General features: G+C 56.2%; 19 protein-coding genes and 1 pseudogene. 9 read left to right on the top strand and 11 right to left on the bottom strand.

What is annotated here, in order from left to right; translation table 11 throughout:
• The first annotated feature begins 30 nt into the window (after positions 1 to 30).
• Both IM271_RS01475 and IM271_RS01470 read left to right on the top strand, forming a co-directional pair.
• Positions 31 to 729: a B3/4 domain-containing protein gene (locus IM271_RS01475; RefSeq protein WP_193052057.1), complete on the top strand. Its 699-nt coding sequence runs from the start codon at positions 31 to 33 to the stop codon at positions 727 to 729.
• A gap of 21 nt (positions 730 to 750) precedes the next feature.
• The gene (locus IM271_RS01470) at positions 751 to 1,644 is read left to right on the top strand and encodes a dihydrodipicolinate synthase family protein (RefSeq protein ID WP_193052056.1); all 894 of its coding nucleotides are present in this window, start codon (positions 751 to 753) and stop codon (positions 1,642 to 1,644) included.
• A gap of 45 nt (positions 1,645 to 1,689) precedes the next feature.
• Here IM271_RS01470 and IM271_RS01465 read toward each other — a convergent pair whose 3' ends face one another.
• Positions 1,690 to 2,127, bottom strand: a complete 438-nt coding sequence (locus tag IM271_RS01465) for a VOC family protein (RefSeq protein WP_193052120.1) — start codon at positions 2,125 to 2,127, stop codon at positions 1,690 to 1,692.
• Positions 2,128 to 2,313: 186 nt separating this feature from the next.
• Here IM271_RS01465 and IM271_RS01460 point away from each other — a divergent pair, with 186 nt between their 5' ends.
• On the top strand, positions 2,314 to 3,240 hold the full coding sequence (locus tag IM271_RS01460) for a LysR substrate-binding domain-containing protein (RefSeq protein ID WP_193052055.1): 927 nt from the start codon (positions 2,314 to 2,316) through the stop codon (positions 3,238 to 3,240).
• A 42-nt stretch (positions 3,241 to 3,282) separates the two neighbouring features.
• Here IM271_RS01460 and IM271_RS01455 read toward each other — a convergent pair whose 3' ends face one another.
• Positions 3,283 to 3,753: a hypothetical protein gene (locus IM271_RS01455; protein WP_048998454.1), complete on the bottom strand. Its 471-nt coding sequence runs from the start codon at positions 3,751 to 3,753 to the stop codon at positions 3,283 to 3,285.
• Positions 3,754 to 4,046: 293 nt separating this feature from the next.
• On the opposite strand from IM271_RS01455, the gene IM271_RS01450 reads away from it, so the two are divergent.
• On the top strand, positions 4,047 to 4,523 hold the full coding sequence (locus IM271_RS01450) for a WbuC family cupin fold metalloprotein (protein WP_193052054.1): 477 nt from the start codon (positions 4,047 to 4,049) through the stop codon (positions 4,521 to 4,523).
• 51 nt (positions 4,524 to 4,574) lie between these two features.
• Here IM271_RS01450 and IM271_RS01445 read toward each other — a convergent pair whose 3' ends face one another.
• The 7 genes from IM271_RS01445 to IM271_RS01415 all read right to left on the bottom strand — a co-directional run bounded on the left by IM271_RS01445 (position 4,575) and on the right by IM271_RS01415 (position 11,824).
• Positions 4,575 to 5,174, bottom strand: a complete 600-nt coding sequence (locus IM271_RS01445) for an NAD(P)H-dependent oxidoreductase (RefSeq protein WP_193052053.1) — start codon at positions 5,172 to 5,174, stop codon at positions 4,575 to 4,577.
• 74 nt (positions 5,175 to 5,248) lie between these two features.
• Complete coding sequence (locus tag IM271_RS01440; RefSeq protein WP_193052052.1) at positions 5,249 to 5,842, bottom strand: TetR/AcrR family transcriptional regulator; 594 nt, start codon at positions 5,840 to 5,842, stop codon at positions 5,249 to 5,251.
• Between the two features lie 34 nt (positions 5,843 to 5,876).
• Positions 5,877 to 8,966: an efflux RND transporter permease subunit gene (locus IM271_RS01435; RefSeq protein ID WP_193052051.1), complete on the bottom strand. Its 3,090-nt coding sequence runs from the start codon at positions 8,964 to 8,966 to the stop codon at positions 5,877 to 5,879.
• Positions 8,963 to 10,072, bottom strand: coding sequence for an efflux RND transporter periplasmic adaptor subunit (locus IM271_RS01430; protein ID WP_193052050.1), 1,110 nt, complete (start codon positions 10,070 to 10,072; stop codon positions 8,963 to 8,965). The genes IM271_RS01435 and IM271_RS01430 overlap by 4 nt, the downstream gene beginning before the upstream one ends.
• 74 nt (positions 10,073 to 10,146) lie before the next feature.
• Positions 10,147 to 10,761, bottom strand: coding sequence for a TetR/AcrR family transcriptional regulator (locus IM271_RS01425; RefSeq protein ID WP_047368492.1), 615 nt, complete (start codon positions 10,759 to 10,761; stop codon positions 10,147 to 10,149).
• Positions 10,762 to 10,957: 196 nt separating this feature from the next.
• The gene (locus tag IM271_RS01420; protein WP_193052049.1) at positions 10,958 to 11,272 is read right to left on the bottom strand and encodes a PTS sugar transporter subunit IIB; all 315 of its coding nucleotides are present in this window, start codon (positions 11,270 to 11,272) and stop codon (positions 10,958 to 10,960) included.
• A gap of 84 nt (positions 11,273 to 11,356) precedes the next feature.
• Positions 11,357 to 11,824 carry a nuclear transport factor 2 family protein gene (locus IM271_RS01415; protein WP_049137909.1) on the bottom strand — a complete coding sequence of 156 codons (468 nt, stop codon included), beginning with the start codon at positions 11,822 to 11,824 and terminating at the stop codon, positions 11,357 to 11,359.
• Positions 11,825 to 11,925: 101 nt separating this feature from the next.
• Here IM271_RS01415 and IM271_RS01410 point away from each other — a divergent pair, with 101 nt between their 5' ends.
• Together IM271_RS01410 and IM271_RS01405 are read left to right on the top strand one after the other, a co-directional pair.
• A complete protein-coding gene (locus IM271_RS01410; protein WP_193052048.1) occupies positions 11,926 to 12,507 on the top strand; it encodes a TetR/AcrR family transcriptional regulator in 582 nt (193 codons plus the stop codon).
• 85 nt (positions 12,508 to 12,592) lie between these two features.
• Positions 12,593 to 12,994, top strand: a pseudogene (locus IM271_RS01405) (VOC family protein).
• Between the two features lie 67 nt (positions 12,995 to 13,061).
• On the opposite strand, the gene IM271_RS01400 reads toward IM271_RS01405, so the two are convergent.
• Together IM271_RS01400 and IM271_RS01395 are read right to left on the bottom strand one after the other, a co-directional pair.
• Entirely contained in the window at positions 13,062 to 13,838 is a 777-nt protein-coding gene (locus tag IM271_RS01400; RefSeq protein WP_193052047.1) for a hypothetical protein, read from the bottom strand.
• A gap of 1 nt (position 13,839) precedes the next feature.
• Positions 13,840 to 14,037 carry a hypothetical protein gene (locus IM271_RS01395; protein ID WP_008502331.1) on the bottom strand — a complete coding sequence of 66 codons (198 nt, stop codon included), beginning with the start codon at positions 14,035 to 14,037 and terminating at the stop codon, positions 13,840 to 13,842.
• A 257-nt stretch (positions 14,038 to 14,294) separates the two neighbouring features.
• On the opposite strand from IM271_RS01395, the gene IM271_RS01390 reads away from it, so the two are divergent.
• Genes IM271_RS01390 through IM271_RS01380 form a run of 3 tightly spaced genes read left to right on the top strand, consistent with a single transcriptional unit; the run spans position 14,295 to position 16,701 of the window.
• Entirely contained in the window at positions 14,295 to 14,729 is a 435-nt protein-coding gene (locus IM271_RS01390; RefSeq protein WP_041910128.1) for a nuclear transport factor 2 family protein, read from the top strand.
• Positions 14,726 to 15,445: an SDR family NAD(P)-dependent oxidoreductase gene (locus tag IM271_RS01385; RefSeq protein WP_047368495.1), complete on the top strand. Its 720-nt coding sequence runs from the start codon at positions 14,726 to 14,728 to the stop codon at positions 15,443 to 15,445. The genes IM271_RS01390 and IM271_RS01385 overlap by 4 nt, the downstream gene beginning before the upstream one ends.
• On the top strand, positions 15,442 to 16,701 hold the full coding sequence (locus IM271_RS01380) for an NAD(P)/FAD-dependent oxidoreductase (protein ID WP_193052046.1): 1,260 nt from the start codon (positions 15,442 to 15,444) through the stop codon (positions 16,699 to 16,701). Before IM271_RS01385 ends, IM271_RS01380 begins: the two co-directional genes overlap by 4 nt.
• Position 16,702: the final 1 nt, after the last annotated feature.

The following is a 16,702-nucleotide window of genomic DNA, read 5'->3' as shown; positions in this document are numbered from 1 at the left end:
GGAATAAATTGGTCATTACAGGATTATCACGTGTTAACAGTATCTCCGTCAATTTCTCCTGAAATTTATCGTATTGCTCCCGGTTTTCGGGCGCTCAGTATCCGCGTAAAAGCTGCGCCAGTGCTTAATCCCGGCACTGGAGAAACGGCGCTGCGAGAAGCCTGTGAGGCGGTTCTGGCCGGTGAGCCTGCCTGGGCGGAATCTCATCTGGCGGCATGGGCCGACGTTTTTCAAAAATTTGGGGCTAAACCTAAACGCACCCCTTGCTCAGCGGATGCGTTACGCAAGCGCGTCTTACGTGACGGAACGATGCCAGCGCTCGATCCTGTCGTTGATCTTTATAATGCCGTCAGTCTCCGCTATGCCGTTCCGGTTGGTGGAGAGGATCTCTCTGCCTATCAGGGGGCGCCGCGTCTGACTGTGGCAAAAGGAACAGAACCTTTTGATACGGTCAAAGAGGGAGAGACCACCGTTGAGTATCCTTCACAAGGTGAGGTTATCTGGTGTGATGATATCGGCGTGACCTGCCGTCGCTGGAACTGGCGACAGGGGATCAGAACCCGCTTAGGCGTGGAAGCGCAGCAACAAATGTGGTTCATTCTGGAGAGTCTCCCGCAGATGCCGCTGGAGACGCTTCACGAAGCCGGAAAAATGCTGACCGACGGCCTGGAAAAAATGATGCCCGGTCTGTGGTTTGACGTTGCTCTCATCGAAGAACCACAGCAGTAATATCCTCCAGGAGAAACATGTATGTTTACCGGCTTGTCGGCATTTCCATTAACCCCAGTCACCGCCAGCGGCGTGGATGAAAAGGGTTTCAGCCATATCCTTTCCCGTCTTACAGACGCTCGGGTTGATTCTATGGGCATCCTGGGGTCAACCGGAAGCTACGCCTATCTGACCCGGGAGCAGCGCAAGCGCGTAGCAACGCTGGCCAAACAGCATGCAGGGAACATCCCCGTGATGGTGTGTGTGGGAGCGGTCAGTACCGATGCCATTCTGCATCTGGCAGATGATGCACAGGCCGCTGGTGCAAATGCGCTGTTACTCCCGGCGGTCAGCTACCAGCCACTACGTGACGAAGAAGTCTTCTCACTCTTTGAGACCGTTATCCGGCACGTGTCTGTACCGGTGTGTATCTATGATAATCCGGGCACGACGCATTTTACCTTTACGGATGAACTCCACGGTCGTCTCTCATCACTTGAGGGTGTTCGCTCGGTCAAGATCCCTGGCGTCCCGAATAGCCCCGCTGCAGCAACTGAGCGGGTGAAGGCGTTGCGTCAACATCTGAACCCTGGCGTAACAATCGGTATCAGTGGCGACGCTTATGCGGGACTGGGATTAAACGCCGGTTGTGAAGTGTGGTATTCCGTGTGTGGCGGTCTGTTCCCTGAGATGGCGAAACAAATCACTGAAGCCGCGGCGGCAAACGATCGTCAACGCGTTACAGCCCTGACAACCCGCCTTGAGCCATTGTGGTCGCTGTTCCGTAAACATGGCGGAAGTATTCGCGTTATTGCCGCTGCGGCTGGCGTGCTTGGGCTTACCGACATGGATTGCCTGCCTCGACCTCTGCAACCGTTGTCAGCTGGCGACATCGCGGATATTTCCCATGTAATAAGCACGATGGAGCTGAAGTGATCTCCGCAGGACTGGGTGTCTACCGGTCCTTACAGCAAAATTTTATTATTGAAGTGACTCTTCTTCGCCTGATAGCTTATCTGCATCAGGAGAATAATGCTGGCAAACGCACGCCAGTTTATGCCCGTCAGGATCGCGCAGATAGGCAATATAAAAGTCGGGGCCGTAGGCGGTTCGTGTACCGGGCACGCCTTCATTTTTCCCACCCGCGCGGAGGCCCGCTGCATGGAAGCGTCTGACAATGTCCGCGTTATCTGCTCTGAAGGCGAACATTGTCCCGTTTCCCGCCGTCGCGGGTTGCTGGTCAAATGGAGGACAAATACAGAAGCTAAATTCGTCATCCGGATGATTTTCGTTTCCCCACATTGCCCAGCTATCAGTCCAGGCGGGCAGACGCGTATAGCCCAGCACGTTAAAAATAGCGTCATAAAAGTTCACGGCGCGCTGAAAGTCATTTGTCCCAATCGTGATATAAGCGAGCACTTTAAACATCCTCTTTTCCGTCAGTCTGAACAGAGATTATCGCAAAGTAGCTATCTTCATCACCACCCAGGCCAGGATCATCGGCATGCCTCAGCTGGACGCCTCGGCGATAAAAAATGTTGGCTGACGTCATCGTGTGCCGATAATACAAAAACTGTATGATTACACCTTCCAAAAAGGGAATGTATGTCTTTACCGCCACTGTATGCGCTGCGCGCGTTCGAAGTTGCCGCACGGCTGAACTCGTTCAGCAAAGCGGCTGAAGTCCTGAATATCACGCCGGGGGCGGTCAGCAGGCATGTCCGCACGCTTGAGATGTGGTTCGACTGCGAGCTGTTTAAACGGCAGGGACCGAGAGTGGAGGTCAGCGACGCCGGGCGTATTCTGGCCGGGCAGCTTAGCGAAAGTTTCTCGAATATTGAGTGGGCCTGTCGCGCATTTAAAAGTGAAAACCATCTTCTGCGCCTAAAGGCCCCCAGCACACTGACGATGCGATGGCTTCTCAATGTGCTTAAATCCTTTCGGGAGAATCATGCGAAGCCGAAAATCGAAATCGCCAGCGTCTGGATGGACTTCGACACCGTTGACTTCAGCCGCGAGCCATACGATTGCGCGATCCTCCTCGGTAACGGTTATTTTGGCGAGTCAACGGAGAGCAGGCTGCTGTTCAGCGAATGGCTTATTCCGGTTTGTACGCCGTCTTTGCTGGAGTCTGCCCGGCATCAGCTTTCTGAGTGCGATCTTATTCATCCGTCACCGGACCGACGGGACTGGAAGCGCTGGCTGAAAAGGACGGGCTTATTCCCCGGCCTCGACATGAGCGGCGGGATCGTGTTCGACACCCTGGAGCAGGGAAGCCTTGCGGCCATGCACGGACACGGCGTGGCGATGGCCGATCTCCGGCTCACGCTCGACGCGCTGAAAAGCGGCCTGCTCGCGCTGCCCTTCCGGGAGGCGATAGCAACAGGGGACGGTTACTATCTTGTCTGGCCGAAAAATTCGCTCAGAGGACAGAGTATTGAACGGTTGCTGGCCTGGCTTAACCTCAATTCGCCGGTCGTTCCTTCGCTGGATATCGTCTGTCTTGAGTATAATGAAAAGCGGCTGTCTTAAATTAAACAGGATATTCCTTACGGACTATCCTGTTTAATAAGTTTACGCGTAGGGTATATTCGCCATCTTTTTATATCTTTCCGGCAGTGCGCTATTCAGGTTAAGTAATTTATCCAGAATATAAAGCGCTGGCGTCCCCTTTGCGCGCTCTTCGTCGATCAGCGAAGAACGTAGCACATTGGCAGCCGAGGTCATTTTACGAAAATACTCTTCTGATTCCGGCGTCTGTACTTCACCGGACTCCGCGTAACGCACCCGTGGCCAGTCCGCGAAGTCAGGCTGGGGGAAGAGTCCGACGTCTTTTGTCATATGTGCTGAGAGTAGCTCCTCGGCATTGCCAGGAGCGTTCTGGGCAAATGAGAGCAGGTGCAGTCGATGTATAAATGGCGAAAGCGCTTCTGAACGATGACTTTCTGAGGAAAGTAAGGTGATTAGCGCAGGTATTTTTTCATCAGCGGTGCTTTTTTCTGGTGAGAGGGTTTTCAATAAATGGAATAAAACATCGAGTGTCATAGGTGCTCCATATCCGCACATTATTATTTATTGTTTTTACGTCGCTATCTGTTTTTGACAGCGGTATACCAGGGGTAAATGGATGGTATTTCAGTGCGGTTATGTTTCAAAAACGATAAATAGTTGGCATTAATGTGAGTTTTACTCAATGTGGCGCTCTGGGCTCCAACATTGCAGATCCTCTCACGGCAGCGTTTTGTTTCACAAATGCCTTAGCTTATCGGCTTTTCAGGATGGTATAACGTCGTACAGCAATCGGCTTGCCGTTAATCGCCACATTCTCAAAGGCTTATATGAAACAAATTACTTTTAGTGACCTGCAGCAGCAAAGCGAGCAGGCCGCACATTCTCCTCGCTTACGCGCACACCGTAATTTACACCCTGACCTGAGCGACCCGGTGCAGCGCCTGGCCATTGCAATGGAACCCGGTACCTATGTCCGCCCCCATCGCCATCCGCAAACGTTTGAACTGCTGACGGCGCTGAGCGGCCGCTTTCTGGTGCTGAATTTTGACGACAGCGGAAACGTGACCCGGCGCGTGGTGTTAGGCGAAGAGTGTAAAGTCCTGGAGATGGATGCCGGAACCTGGCATGCCGTGCTGTCGCTGGATAAAGGCGGCGTCATTTTTGAGGTAAAACACGGGGCGTATCAGCCCGTGCCTGAGCACGATACCGCCCCGTGGTCGCCTGCTGAGAACGCGCCAGGTACTGTAGAGTTGATGAAATGGTACGCCCAGGCGCAGGTGGGTGATAGGCGTTTTACCCTGTAATTTTCCTATAGTATTCCCGGCGCGCAGAAAAGCGCGCCAGCACCGTATGGTTTACTGGATGTCGCCCAGTCGTTGCAGAAATTCCTCAACCTGCTCAGGCGTAGCCGTGTCTGCCTGGTAAAGGATATCGAGCTTAACGTTCTTCAACCCGCAGAAGCCAAATACCCCTTCGATTATCTGCGTCTGGATCGCCGTCGAGTAGCCGTGTTTGTCGAACCCGGTAAGATCGCTACCGCCGGTGGCAATCAGGCGGACGGGAACATCACGTAAGTTTCCCACAATCCGGCCGTCGTCGGCCACCTTATACGCCCAGTTCAGGGTTAACACGCGATCGAACCAGCCTTTCAACAGCGCGGGAACCGACCACCAGTACACCGGGAAGACGAATACCAGCATATCCGCGCGCTCGACGCGCTTTTGCTCGCGCAGAATATCGTCGGGAAGGGCGCTCGGATCACCGTGATACAAATCGAGATCGGCGCGGGTCATCGCCGGATTAAACCCTTCAGCATGCAGATCGGCGATCTCAACCTGCGTACCTTCCTCGCGTAATTTCCCGGCAATACGGGCTGCCAGCGTATGGGATAACGAATTGTCGATCGGGTGTGCCGTCACGATCAGCGCGTTTTTAATGGCATGGGTTGCAGACATAGCGACCTCCAGATGGGGGAGAAGTGATGCCTATATTACTATTGGTAACTTAGGTGTCAATCCGCCCCCGGCGATCATTTTGTGCTATTCGCGTAGGTCTCCAGCACCCCGGTCATGGCGCCGCAGAGCATATCTTCTGCCACATTCCGGGCGAGCACGCCGTTGCCAGCCGAGGTGCTGAGCGCCTCCGCCGCGCCAATGATGGCCGTCAGTACCGCTTCTCCCTGAACGCCTTTTAAGACGATAAAAGGAGAAAGCGCGGTGCGCAGGCAGTCGGCGCATTCGGCCACGCATGCTTCCCGAAACGTCTGCAGCACGCGAGAACCGGACAGCGCCGCGGCGATTGGCCCGGTTTCAGGCCCGGCGGCAATGGCACAGTCGATATAGGCCGCGCTGAAAAAGCGGATCGTCTTCTCCAGCGTTTTGCTGTCCACCGCCAGCGTCTCGCGGAATTTCGCCAGCTGCCGATCGCTATAGTCCTGATACAGTGCCATCAGCAGCCCCTCACGATCGCCAAAGTGGTCGTAGGGGATAGGCTTGGTCACGTTGGCCCGTTCTGCCAGATAGCCAAGGGTCAACGCCTCCGTGCCTTGCTGACGCACGATCCCTCGCGCAACCTCCAGCAGCTGCACGCGGCGGTCCTCTTTTCTTAAGCGCTTAACAACCATGCTTGCCTCAGGTCAGTTATCTACTGATGGTAGTTTACACGTTTTCCGTGGCATGCTGTACACGTTGTTCAGCCGGGCGGATCCGGAACCAGATCGCATACATCGCGGGCAGGAAGACGAGCGTAATGATCGTCCCGCCCAGCGTGCCGCCGATCAGCGTCCAGGCCAGCGTGCCCCAGAATACCGAATGCGTCAGGGGAATGAACGCCAGCACGGCCGCCATGGCGGTGAGTAAGACCGGCCGCGCTCGCTGGACCGTCGCCTCGACCACCGCCTGGAACGGATCGAGGCCGTCCTTCTGGTTATGATCGATTTGACCGATCAGGATCAGCGTATTGCGCATCAGAATGCCAGAAAGGGCGATCAGGCCGACCAGCGCGTTGATGCCAAACGGCTGATTAAATATCAGCAGGGTCGGCACAACGCCAATCAGCCCCAGCGGCGCGGTTAAGAACACCATGACCATCGCGGAGAGTGAGCGCACCTGCAAAATGATGATCAGCAGCGTCAGGGCAATCATGATCGGGAACAGCGGTAACATGGCCTGCGTGGCTTTACCCGACTCCTCAATCGACCCCGCCATGTCAATGCGGTAGCCGGCCGGCAGCGTATCAACGATCGGCTGGAGCTGCTTCATGATGGCGACCGACACGTCCGGCGGCTGAAGATTGTCGGCGATATCGCCCCGTACGGTAATCGTGGGGGTGCGATCGCGACGGCGAAGGACCGGGTCTTCCATGCCGACCTCTATCTTGCCAATTTGAGACAGTGGCACGCGCTGTCCCGCATTGCCGACCAGGGTAAATCCTTCGATTTTTGCCGGGTCAAGGCGGATATCACCCGCCGCGCGGGCAACGACCTCTACCGATCGAATATCTTCCCGCACGGAGGTGACAGGCACGCCTGAGAGCAGGAACTGAAGCTGCCCGGCAACGGCGCTGGAAGTTAAGCCGGTCGCCTGCAGGCGGTTCTGATCGAGAGTGAAATGGAGCACCGGAACGCGCGAGCCCCAGTCGGTGTTAACGGTTCGCATCATCGGGCTTGCCTGAAGCACGGCTTTCACCCGTTCGGCGATGTCCTGCACCTGTTTGACATCCGGCCCTGACACGCGCCAGGCAACCGGGAAAGGCGAGTAGGGGCCAAACACCAGCTGCGTCACCCGCACGCGGGCTTCGGGGGCAAGGCCGCTGGCGACGGCCTCCCTGAGCCTGAACTTGAGCGCCTCGCGTGACGTCTCGCTGTCCGTCAGGATCACGATTTTCGCAAAAGAGGGATCGGGCAGCTCGGGGGCCATTGCCAGATAGAAACGGGGCGAGCCCTGACCAATATAGGCCGTGACGATTTTGGCTTCTGGCTGCTTGCCCAGCCACGCTTCTATTTTTGCAGTAGCGGCGCTGGTTTGCGCAATCGAGGTACCATAAGGCATCTGTACTTCAACCAGCACTTCCGGGCGATCGGAGGTCGGGAAGAACTGTTTTTTTACCAGCCCCATGCCGAGCACGGCCAGAATGAAAATGGCGACCACGGACCCGGCCACGCGCCATTTTCTGGCGATAACGCGGCCAAGCAGCTGGCGAAAACGATTATAGCGAGGCGTGTTATAGATGGCGGCATGGCCGCCTTCCACTTTGGGGATCGCCGGCAGGATCTTCACCCCCAGATACGGTGTGAACACCACCGCAACAAACCATGAGGCAATCAGGGCGAGGCCGACAATCCAGAACATATTGCTGGTGTATTCCCCGGCGGTCGACTGGGCAAACCCATTCGGCATAAAGCCAATCGCCGTCACCAGGGTACCGGCCAGCATCGGCGCGGCGGTGTGGCTCCAGGCGTAGGCTGAGGCTTTGATTCTGTCGTAACCTTCCTCCATCTTCACCACCATCATTTCGATGGCGATAATGGCATCGTCAACCAGCAGGCCGAGGGCGAGGATCAGGGAGCCCAGCGTGACGCGGTCAAAGTTTATTCCCGCGGCCTCCATCACCACGAAGACGACCGCCAGCGTCAGCGGGACCGCCGCCGCGACCACCACGCCCACGCGCCAGCCCATGCTGATAAAACAGACCACCATAACCACGAGCAGGGCGACGAAGAATTTGATCATAAACTCATCGACCGACGAGCGGATATTCACGGACTGGTCGGTGACCTTGGTCAGGGTCATGCCAAGCGGCAGGCTATCATTGATTTTCGCCGTCTCCGCATCCAGCGCTTTACCCAGCGCCAGGCCGTTCCAGCCCTCACGCATGACAACACCCAGCAGCAGGGCGGGTTCATGCTGATTGCGTATCAGCATCGTCGGGGGATCTTCATAGCCTCGTTCAACCGTTGCCACATCCGACAGCGTGAGCGTTTTGCCCTGAGCGACTAAAGGCGTATCGCGGATTTTCTGCAGTTCATCGAACGCGCCGTCCAGGCGGATAAAAATCTGCGCGCCCCGGGTCTCAATGGCGCCCGCCGCGGCCAGGGCATTCTGGTCGTTGAGGGCATTGAAAATATCCTGCGGTGAGAGGCCCATTGTCGCCAGACGGTCATGGGAGAAGGCGATATAAATCCGCTCGGCCTGTTCACCGATGATATTCACTTTTTTGACTCCTGGAACGTGCAGAAGCTGCTGGCGCAGGCCTTCGGCATCGCGTACCAGCTGCCGCTGCGGTTCGCCTTTTGCTTTCAGAGCAAAGAGGGCAAAGGTGACATCCGAGAATTCGTCATTGATCATCGGGCCGATGACGCCCGCCGGGAGACGCTGGGATTCATCCCCAAGCTTTTTACGCGCCTGATAGAACTCCTCCTGCACCTCAGAAGGCGGGGTTTTGTCCTGCAGTGACAGGGTGATAAACGCCATGCCGGGGCGGGTATAGGTTTCCGTACGGTCATACCATTTGAGTTCCTGCAGGCGCTTTTCCAGCGGTTCGGCCACCTGATCCTGGATCTCCTGCGCGGTTGCGCCCGGCCAGACGGCAATTGCCGTCATCTGCTTCACGGTGAAGGGCGGATCTTCCGCGCGTCCCAGTCCAAAAAAAGCGTAAATACCGGCAATCGTCACCAGAACGATCAGAAACAGCGTGACGGAACGCTCGCGGACGGCCAGCGCGGACAGGTTGAAGCGACTTTGGCTCATGGCGCGTTCTCCGCCGGAGCGGCATGGCGCTGTTCTGCCAGCCTGACAACTTCACCTTCGTGCAGAAGATGGGCGCCTAACGCAACAATTTTCTCCCCGGGCTTCACGCCGCCCGTGACCTGGACCGCATCTTCGCCCACGCTCAGCACCTTAACCGGCGTCCATGTGACCTTTGCCGGCTGGGCGGAAATGCGCCAGACGCCGGGCCCTTTACCCGCATCGTAGAGTGAAGCCAGCGGGACCTGCATGGCCTGACCTTCCGCTTTCGGGTCCTCAAGGCTGAGCGTGACGGTCGCCCCCAGCGGCGCGTTCGCCAGCTGGCCAGCCAGCACGTAGCGTGCTTCATACGTCCGGGTTGTGGCATCCGCGGAGTCAGACAGCAGGCGCAACGTGGCGGTGACCGGGTGTTGTTCACGGCCATAAAGCGTGGCTCGTGCTTCGCTGCCGACGGCAGGGCGCAGCGTCTCCGGAAGCTGCACGAGCGCTTCGCGCTGTCCCGCTCTGGCAAGGCGGATCGCCACCTGCCCGGCGCTGACCACCTGACCGGGTTCGGCAAGCGTCTCCATCACCACGCCGTCTGAATCCGCCAGCAGGACGGCATAGCCCGTGGCGTTTTGCGCCACGTTGGCCTGCGCCCGGGCGGCGCTGAGATCCGCCCTGGCCGTATCGGCCGCCGCTTTAATCTGATCGTACTCCGCGGCGGACACCGCGCCGGATGCCACCAGACCGCGATAACGCGCCTCATCGCTGGTGGCTTTTCTCGCCCGCGCCTGGGCAGCATCCACCGCGCGCTGCTGCGCCTGAGCCTGTAATTTCAGGTCAACCGGATCCAGACGCAGTAAGGGCTGGCCCTGTTTGACAGTCTGCCCGGTATCCACCAGACGTTCGAGGATTTTACCCTGAACCCTGAAGCCCTGGTCGCTTTGCGTTCTTGCCATCACCACGCCCGTAAAGGTGCGAGCGGCTGGATTCGCCATCTCGACGGAGGCGGATCTGACAAGCGGTGGCCTGGTGCGCGGATCGTCACTCGCGGAAATATCGCCGCATGCCGCGAGGGCAAACGGCAGAAGACATATGGCAAGGCGGGCTGAAGTGAGCCTGAGCATGGGAAACCCTTTTGAAGTAACAGGACAGTTTCCGCATTCTGTGATTAGTGACCAATAAAGTCAATGGTCACTAATCAGGGGGCCAGGCTTCTTAAAATCAGTGAGGAGAGGAGTACCGCTGCCGTTGGGGCAGTTTCAAGGTTGTACTGCAACTGAACGGGGTTAATGTAAGGGCACATCACCATGTAAACGGCGCAGGTGACCTCATCCAGCGGCGTCTTCCTTTCGAACTCTCCAGCCTGTCTGCCTTCGATAATGATGCTCTCAATCAGCTTCAGGAGGCTTTCGGTATACCTTTCCGTCGAAGGCCACTTCTCCCGTGACGCGACGGCGGCGATGTCGTAGAGCTTGCGATCGTGGAAAAACAGCTCGCTTCCGGCCTCGGTAAGTGCTTTGAAGAGACGGCGGATTTTTTCGCTGGCTGACGGCGCATCCGCAATGGCGGAAAGCACGGCCGTCATGATCAGCTCCAGGCGGTTAGCGCAGATCACCTCGCCGATAGCCTGCTTGGAATCGAAGAACTTATAAATGTAGGATTTTGAAAAACCGATAGATTTCGCCAGCTCGGCGACGGTGGTTTTTTCATAGCCGTAGTGACCGAAGTGCTCAAAGGCCGCTTCGACGATTTGCTCTCTGACAGAATGGTCAAGTGGACCACGTATTGATGGGGCGTTCATAGTTTTAGTCATTATGTAAGCTTAGCGTGACGAGCTACGATTGACAACGAGTGACCATTTCGTATTTTGGTTACATCCGTTTTCGTCGTGAGCCGTTCAGACGGGACGATCAACCAGGTGGGGTAAGTGTATCACTGTTTTTCGCGCGCTATGGCATCTATCTGTCTGCGGGGGCGAGGAGGCCGCAATAGCGATGCGGCCTTGTCTGTCAGGCAGCCAGTTCAGGCATTTGCTCCTTTACGAAATTCAACACCTTCTTCGCGTCCAGAGACGCGTAGGGAAGACTCTCAATGATGGCGATTGAACGTGTATTGCCCACCGTTGCGTGTATCTCGTCGAGTTTGTACTGAATGTGCGGCGCGATAAGAAAACCGTCGAAAGCGGGGACGACGCTGGCGAAGTTATCCAGCCCAACGGCGCTAATCATCAGTGGATAGCCTTCTTGTTCTGTCAGGGACTGCATTTTTTTGGCAAGAGCGTTTGCGGTATTACCGAACAAACAACATATCAGAAGCTTTTTCATATTTTGTTCCTCCTGAAAACCGCTCATAGGGTAGTCCTGAGGTGGTCACCGAAATGCGCGCTATCTCTGATTTTGGTGACAAAACTATAACCCCAGATCGCTCAATGAGGGATGATCGTCCGGGCGTCTACCCAACGGCCAGTGGAACAGTCGCTCGGATTCTTTTATCGGCATATCGTTAACGCAGGCAAAACGGCGCTTCATCAGTCCGTCCGGTTCAAACTCCCAGTTTTCATTGCCGTACGAGCGGAACCAGTTGCCGGAATCATCATGCCATTCATAGGCATAGCGCACCGCGATCCGGTTGCCCGTAAATGCCCAGAGCTCTTTAATCAGACGATAGTCGAGCTCTTTTTTCCATTTCCGCGCCAGAAACGCCTGGGCTTCTTCACGGCCATTGGCGAATTCCGCACGGTTGCGCCATTGGGTATCCAGCGAATAGGCCAGCGCGACTTTCGCCGGATCCCGACTGTTCCAGCCATCTTCTGCCAGTCTGACCTTTTCGATCGCGCTTTCACGGGTGAAGGGCGGTAAGGGTGGGCGTGTGTTCATGGCGATTACCTCTGTATGATGAAGTAGACAGGTCTGTCTACTTGCGCTAATCTATGCCTGAAAAATAACGCTGTCAACATCCGTTTTGAGGCTACCGAAAAGTGAAAACCGAGCACGCAGGCAACGAAGCAAAAATCAGCGTCAGGGATAAAATATTACTGACGGCGCACGATCTTTTTTATTCCAATGGCTTCAGGGCGACGGGGGTGGATACGCTGATTAAAGATGCGAAGGTGACCAAGGTGACGTTTTATCGCCATTTTCCGAGTAAAAGTTTACTCATTCTCGCCTACCTGCACTATCGACATGAAATATGGATCAGCTGGTTTGAGACTACGCTGCGTCGACATCTTGATGAAGGCGAAATACCTTCTGATGCGATATCTGCAACCCTTTATGAATGGTTTATTTCGCCCGAGTTCCACGGCTGCGCGTTTATTAATGCCAGCGCAGAAGCCAAATCCGAGGATATAGAAAGCGAAATAAAAGCGATATGCCGCGATCATAAAATCGAAACTAAAAATATGATTGCGTCGCTGACGAAGATCGCTGATGAGCGCGTCGTCAATGAAATCACGCTGCTTATTGACGGCGCCATTATTCATGCACAAATGGGCACGGATTCAGAGACGGTAATAAATGTGCTAAAAAGGGGATTAGAGGCGTTGACCGGTCAGAAATAAGCCCTGAATCTGCCGCAAGTATTACGGTAGCTGGAATATCGACTCACCGAATCGGTAAGCTATTTATCCAAAGGAAACGAAAAATATGAGAACGCAGAAACGATGCCTGGGATGCGTGGCTATCGTGGTTGATGACTACGATCGCGCCATTGAATACTACACCGACAGGCTGGGTTTTACCCTCGTAGAGGATACGCCCCAACCGGGGAAACGCTGGGTCGTCGTCTTACCCAACCCGGAAAGCGACTGCAACATCCTGCTGGCTCGTGCCTCCAACGAAAGGCAGGAAGGTTTTATCGGTAATCAAAGCGGCGGAAGAGTTTTCCTGTTCCTTCAGACGGATGACTTTTGGCGCGATTACCATGCCATGAAAGCAAAAGGCGTTCATTTCTGCGAAGAACCTCGTGAGGAATAGTACGGGACGGTAGTGGTTTTTGAAGATATTTACGGCAACCGCTGGGATCTTTATCAGAATGCGCAACCGTGAATATCACCATAAATGATGTGTCATTCGCCTTTCGTCGTGCACGCTTCCCAGCAGAGCGTACTCAAAATTATGGGGACGTCTGGCTCTCGTCCCGCTGTGCCAGCGACAGCGCGCTGGCGCTGGCGGGGTCGAACAGCGATATGCTCTCAATCTGATTAAGCAAAATCACCTTGCGGAATGACATGGCGCTGCGGGGTTCAGAGTCGAGCGTAATGTCATGCTCCGCATACCACCTGCTGTAATTATTCTCGATGCGCAGGTTCATCGTCTTCTGGTCTCTGTACCCGCTCAACATGGGGATCAGCACGATATTGGCCGTTTTTTCATATTCCAGCGTCGCGGTGTGGATCATGCCGACGTAAATCCGCCGCGACCGGAGCGTCACCTGCGCCAGCTCGCCTTGCTCCATACACTGATAGAGCAGTTGTTCAATCCCGCTCGCCTGCGCAAGCCGTTTGTAGAGCTTTTTCCGGCTCTCGCCGTCCAGCCTGGCGCTTCCTGCCCAGTTAGAGCGGTAGAGGCAAAACAGAATGGCAAACGCCAGCATTACGACCACCGGCGCCTGAATGCCTAAAAAGCTCCAGTTCATAAAGTCGATTTGCCAGTCGGTGTATTTCGGTGAGGCAAAGTGAAAAGCGTTGTTGGCGGCGGAAAGGGCGAACAGCAGCAGCCAGAGCAATCCCGTGGCGATTACGCCCTGCAAAACGAAAATACAGCCGTAAAGCGCGACGAGAAAATAGACGTCCCAGCCAAAGGAACGCTTAATTTTAAAGCGGGTCGACAGGTCGCGGCTGGTGTACCAGTACCCGCAGACCATCAGCACCATAAATATCGCCGTTCCCATATCAGGCCCTCTTCAGCGCGTTAACGTGACGCAGAAAGTCCTGCCGCACCTCGTTGCTCTTGTAGTTCACCGAGGCGTTCCCGTCCTGGTCGATAATGATGCGGTCGCCATCTTCCACGGCTTCAATAATTTCCTGCTGACTCATCACCTGCAGTAAGGATTCCGGGCTTGAGAATAGGGAGAGAAAGAAACGTTTCATGTCAGGCATCCTTATGAATAAAAAGGATAAGCCTGGAAGATGACGGCTGAATTTGCCTTAAGGATAACCTGAAAGTGAAAGCCGGGTGGCGGCTACACCTTACCCGGCCTACAAAACCGTCAAATGATCGAGTTTTCAAATTGTTGATATTTATGGGTAATAAAAAATAAACTTGCACAAACTTGGACAAATAACGTTAATTGTGTAAGTTTTAATTATGCGATTACGCCACGTTGTTTACAGCCAGGATGTGACCCATGAGCACTTTGCCCTCTGTCGTGAGTCGGTTTATTGAGTACTACGCCGCACTGGATAGCCAGCCGCCGACCGCGCTGGTCGGGCTTTACCATTCGAATGCCACCCTTATCGATCCGTTCGGCGAGCACAACGGTATTTTCGCGCTTCAGCGCTATTTCACCCATCTGCTGGCAAACGTCGAGAAGTGCCGTTTTGTCATCGATCCGCCGCTCTGCAGCGGGAACCGGTTTGTTGTCACCTGGGTAATGCACTGGTCGCATCCGCGCATTGCCGGGGGCGAGCCGCTTGAACTGCCCGGATGTTCGGTGGTGGACACCGAAAACAATCTCATCACGCGTCAGCGGGACTTCTACGATGCGGGAGAGATGATCTACGAACACCTCCCTCTGCTGGGCTGGGCGGTACGCGGCGTGAAGCGGAGGGTCAAATCATGAAGACGGTGCTGATTACCGGCGCAAGCTCGGGCATCGGCGCGGGGCTGGCGAAGTCCTTTGCCGCTGACGGCTACCACGTGATTGCCTGCGGGCGCGATCCGGCGCGGCTTGAAGCGCTACATCAGACCTGTCCCAATCTCACCGTTCGCCCGTTCGATATGACAGACAGGGACGCCTGTCGCAAGGCGCTCAGCAGCGTTTACGCCGATCTGGTTATTCTCTGCGCCGGTACCTGCGAATACCTCGACGGCGGCGTGGTGGATGCGGCGCTGGTGGAGCGGGTCATGACCACCAATTTTCTCGGGCCGGTGAACTGCCTGGCCGCGCTGCAGCCGCAGCTGGTTGCCGGTAACCGCGTGGTGCTGGTGAGCTCGATGGCCCACTGGCTTCCCTTCCCGCGGGCAGAGGCCTACGGTGCGTCCAAAGCGGCGCTGAGCTGGTTTGCCGACAGCCTGCGTCTGGACTGGGAGCCAAAGGGGATTGCCGTGACGGTCGTCTCTCCGGGATTTGTCGATACCCCGCTGACGCGCAAAAACGATTTTGCCATGCCGGGTAGGGTGAGCGTTGACGAAGCGGTCAAGGCGATCCGTACCGGGCTGGCGAAGGGCAAAATGCATATCGCGTTTCCGGCCGGGTTTGGCCTTATTTTGCGGCTGCTCTCCGGGCTGCCCGCGTTTTTGCAGCGCACGCTTCTGCGCAGGATGGTGCGCTCATGAACATTGCAATTATCGGCAGCGGCATCGCCGGGCTGACCTGCGCCTGGCGGCTGGCAGGGCATCATCAGGTAACCCTGTTTGAAGCGGGCACCACGCCCGGCGGCCATACCGCGACGGTTGACGTCTCAACGCCCCAGGGCACATACGCGATCGATACCGGGTTTATTGTCTACAACGACCGCACCTACCCGCGCTTTATGGGCCTGCTCAGCGAGCTCGGCATCAGCGGGCAAAAAACACAAATGAGCTTTTCAGTACACAACCCCGAGACGGGGCTTGAGTACAACGGCCACACCCTGACATCGCTGTTTGCCCAGCGCCGAAACCTGGTAAATCCGGCATTCTGGCGTCTGCTGGGCGAAATCGTTCGCTTTAACCGCCTGGCGAAACAGGCCCTTGAAGGGGAAGTCGATCCGAACGCCACGCTGCAGACGTTTCTGGACCAGCACGGCTTCACGCCGTTTTTTGCGCGCCACTACATTCTGCCGATGGGAGCCGCGATCTGGTCGTCATCGCTGCAGGAGATGAAGCGTTTCCCGCTGCCGCTCTTCCTGCGCTTCTTTCACCATCACGGCCTGCTGGATATCACCCAGCGTCCGCAGTGGTACGTGGTGCCGGGCGGCTCGCGGGAGTATATCCGCGCCATGCTGGAAAAACTGGTCGACCGCCTGACGCTGCACCTGAACGCGCCTGTTCTGCGGGTGAGCCGCCACGCGCACGGGGTCACGCTTCAGCTTGAAAACGGCAGCCACACCTTCGACCAGGTGATATTTGCCTGCCACTCCGCCCAGGCGCTGGCCATGCTTGAGGATCCTACGCCCGCGGAGCGCGAAGTGCTGGGCGATATCGGCTGGCAGCGCAACGAGGTTGTTTTGCACAGCGATCCGCGCTGGCTGCCGGTGCGGCAGCGCGCCTGGGCCAGCTGGAACTACCGCCTGAGCGCGCAGGAGCAGGCCAGCGCCTGCGTCACCTACAACATGAACATTCTGCAGGGTCTGCCTGCGGGCAGCCCACTGTTCTGCGTCACCCTGAACCCGGACGCGCCGGTGGATGAACGCTTCGTTCTGCAACGCTTTGTCTATGAACATCCGCTGTTTAACCCGCAAAGCTGGCGTGCGCAGGCGCGCCGTGGGGAGATCAACGGTCATCACCGGAGCTGGTTCTGCGGCGCTTACTGGTACAACGGTTTTCATGAAGACGGCGTGCGCAGCGCGCTGGACGTGGTCAATGAAATAGCCGCCGGGGAGGGGAACTGAC

This window comes from Enterobacter cloacae complex sp. I3 (genome assembly GCF_014896175.1).
Lineage (GTDB): Bacteria > Pseudomonadota > Gammaproteobacteria > Enterobacterales > Enterobacteriaceae > Enterobacter > Enterobacter bugandensis.
The sequence above is the reverse complement of the archived record's forward strand: the minus strand, read 5'-3'. Positions and strand labels throughout refer to the sequence as shown.

Excerpts from the sequence above, each read along its gene's own strand:
- IM271_RS01415 (WP_049137909.1), bottom strand. The coding sequence starts at position 11,824 with ATGAACACACGCCCACCCTTACCGCCCTTCACCCGTGAAAGCGCGATC.
- IM271_RS01440 (WP_193052052.1), bottom strand. The coding sequence starts at position 5,842 with ATGGTTGTTAAGCGCTTAAGAAAAGAGGACCGCCGCGTGCAGCTGCTG.
- IM271_RS01380 (WP_193052046.1), top strand. The coding sequence starts at position 15,442 with ATGAACATTGCAATTATCGGCAGCGGCATCGCCGGGCTGACCTGCGCC.
- IM271_RS01385 (WP_047368495.1), top strand. The coding sequence starts at position 14,726 with ATGAAGACGGTGCTGATTACCGGCGCAAGCTCGGGCATCGGCGCGGGG.
- IM271_RS01390 (WP_041910128.1), top strand. The coding sequence starts at position 14,295 with ATGAGCACTTTGCCCTCTGTCGTGAGTCGGTTTATTGAGTACTACGCC.
- IM271_RS01435 (WP_193052051.1), bottom strand. The coding sequence starts at position 8,966 with ATGAGCCAAAGTCGCTTCAACCTGTCCGCGCTGGCCGTCCGCGAGCGT.
- IM271_RS01400 (WP_193052047.1), bottom strand. The coding sequence starts at position 13,838 with ATGGGAACGGCGATATTTATGGTGCTGATGGTCTGCGGGTACTGGTAC.
- IM271_RS01455 (WP_048998454.1), bottom strand. The coding sequence starts at position 3,753 with ATGACACTCGATGTTTTATTCCATTTATTGAAAACCCTCTCACCAGAA.
- IM271_RS01450 (WP_193052054.1), top strand. The coding sequence starts at position 4,047 with ATGAAACAAATTACTTTTAGTGACCTGCAGCAGCAAAGCGAGCAGGCC.
- IM271_RS01420 (WP_193052049.1), bottom strand. The coding sequence starts at position 11,272 with ATGAAAAAGCTTCTGATATGTTGTTTGTTCGGTAATACCGCAAACGCT.
- IM271_RS01470 (WP_193052056.1), top strand. The coding sequence starts at position 751 with ATGTTTACCGGCTTGTCGGCATTTCCATTAACCCCAGTCACCGCCAGC.
- IM271_RS01445 (WP_193052053.1), bottom strand. The coding sequence starts at position 5,174 with ATGTCTGCAACCCATGCCATTAAAAACGCGCTGATCGTGACGGCACAC.
- IM271_RS01425 (WP_047368492.1), bottom strand. The coding sequence starts at position 10,761 with ATGACTAAAACTATGAACGCCCCATCAATACGTGGTCCACTTGACCAT.
- IM271_RS01430 (WP_193052050.1), bottom strand. The coding sequence starts at position 10,072 with ATGCTCAGGCTCACTTCAGCCCGCCTTGCCATATGTCTTCTGCCGTTT.
- IM271_RS01395 (WP_008502331.1), bottom strand. The coding sequence starts at position 14,037 with ATGAAACGTTTCTTTCTCTCCCTATTCTCAAGCCCGGAATCCTTACTG.
- IM271_RS01460 (WP_193052055.1), top strand. The coding sequence starts at position 2,314 with ATGTCTTTACCGCCACTGTATGCGCTGCGCGCGTTCGAAGTTGCCGCA.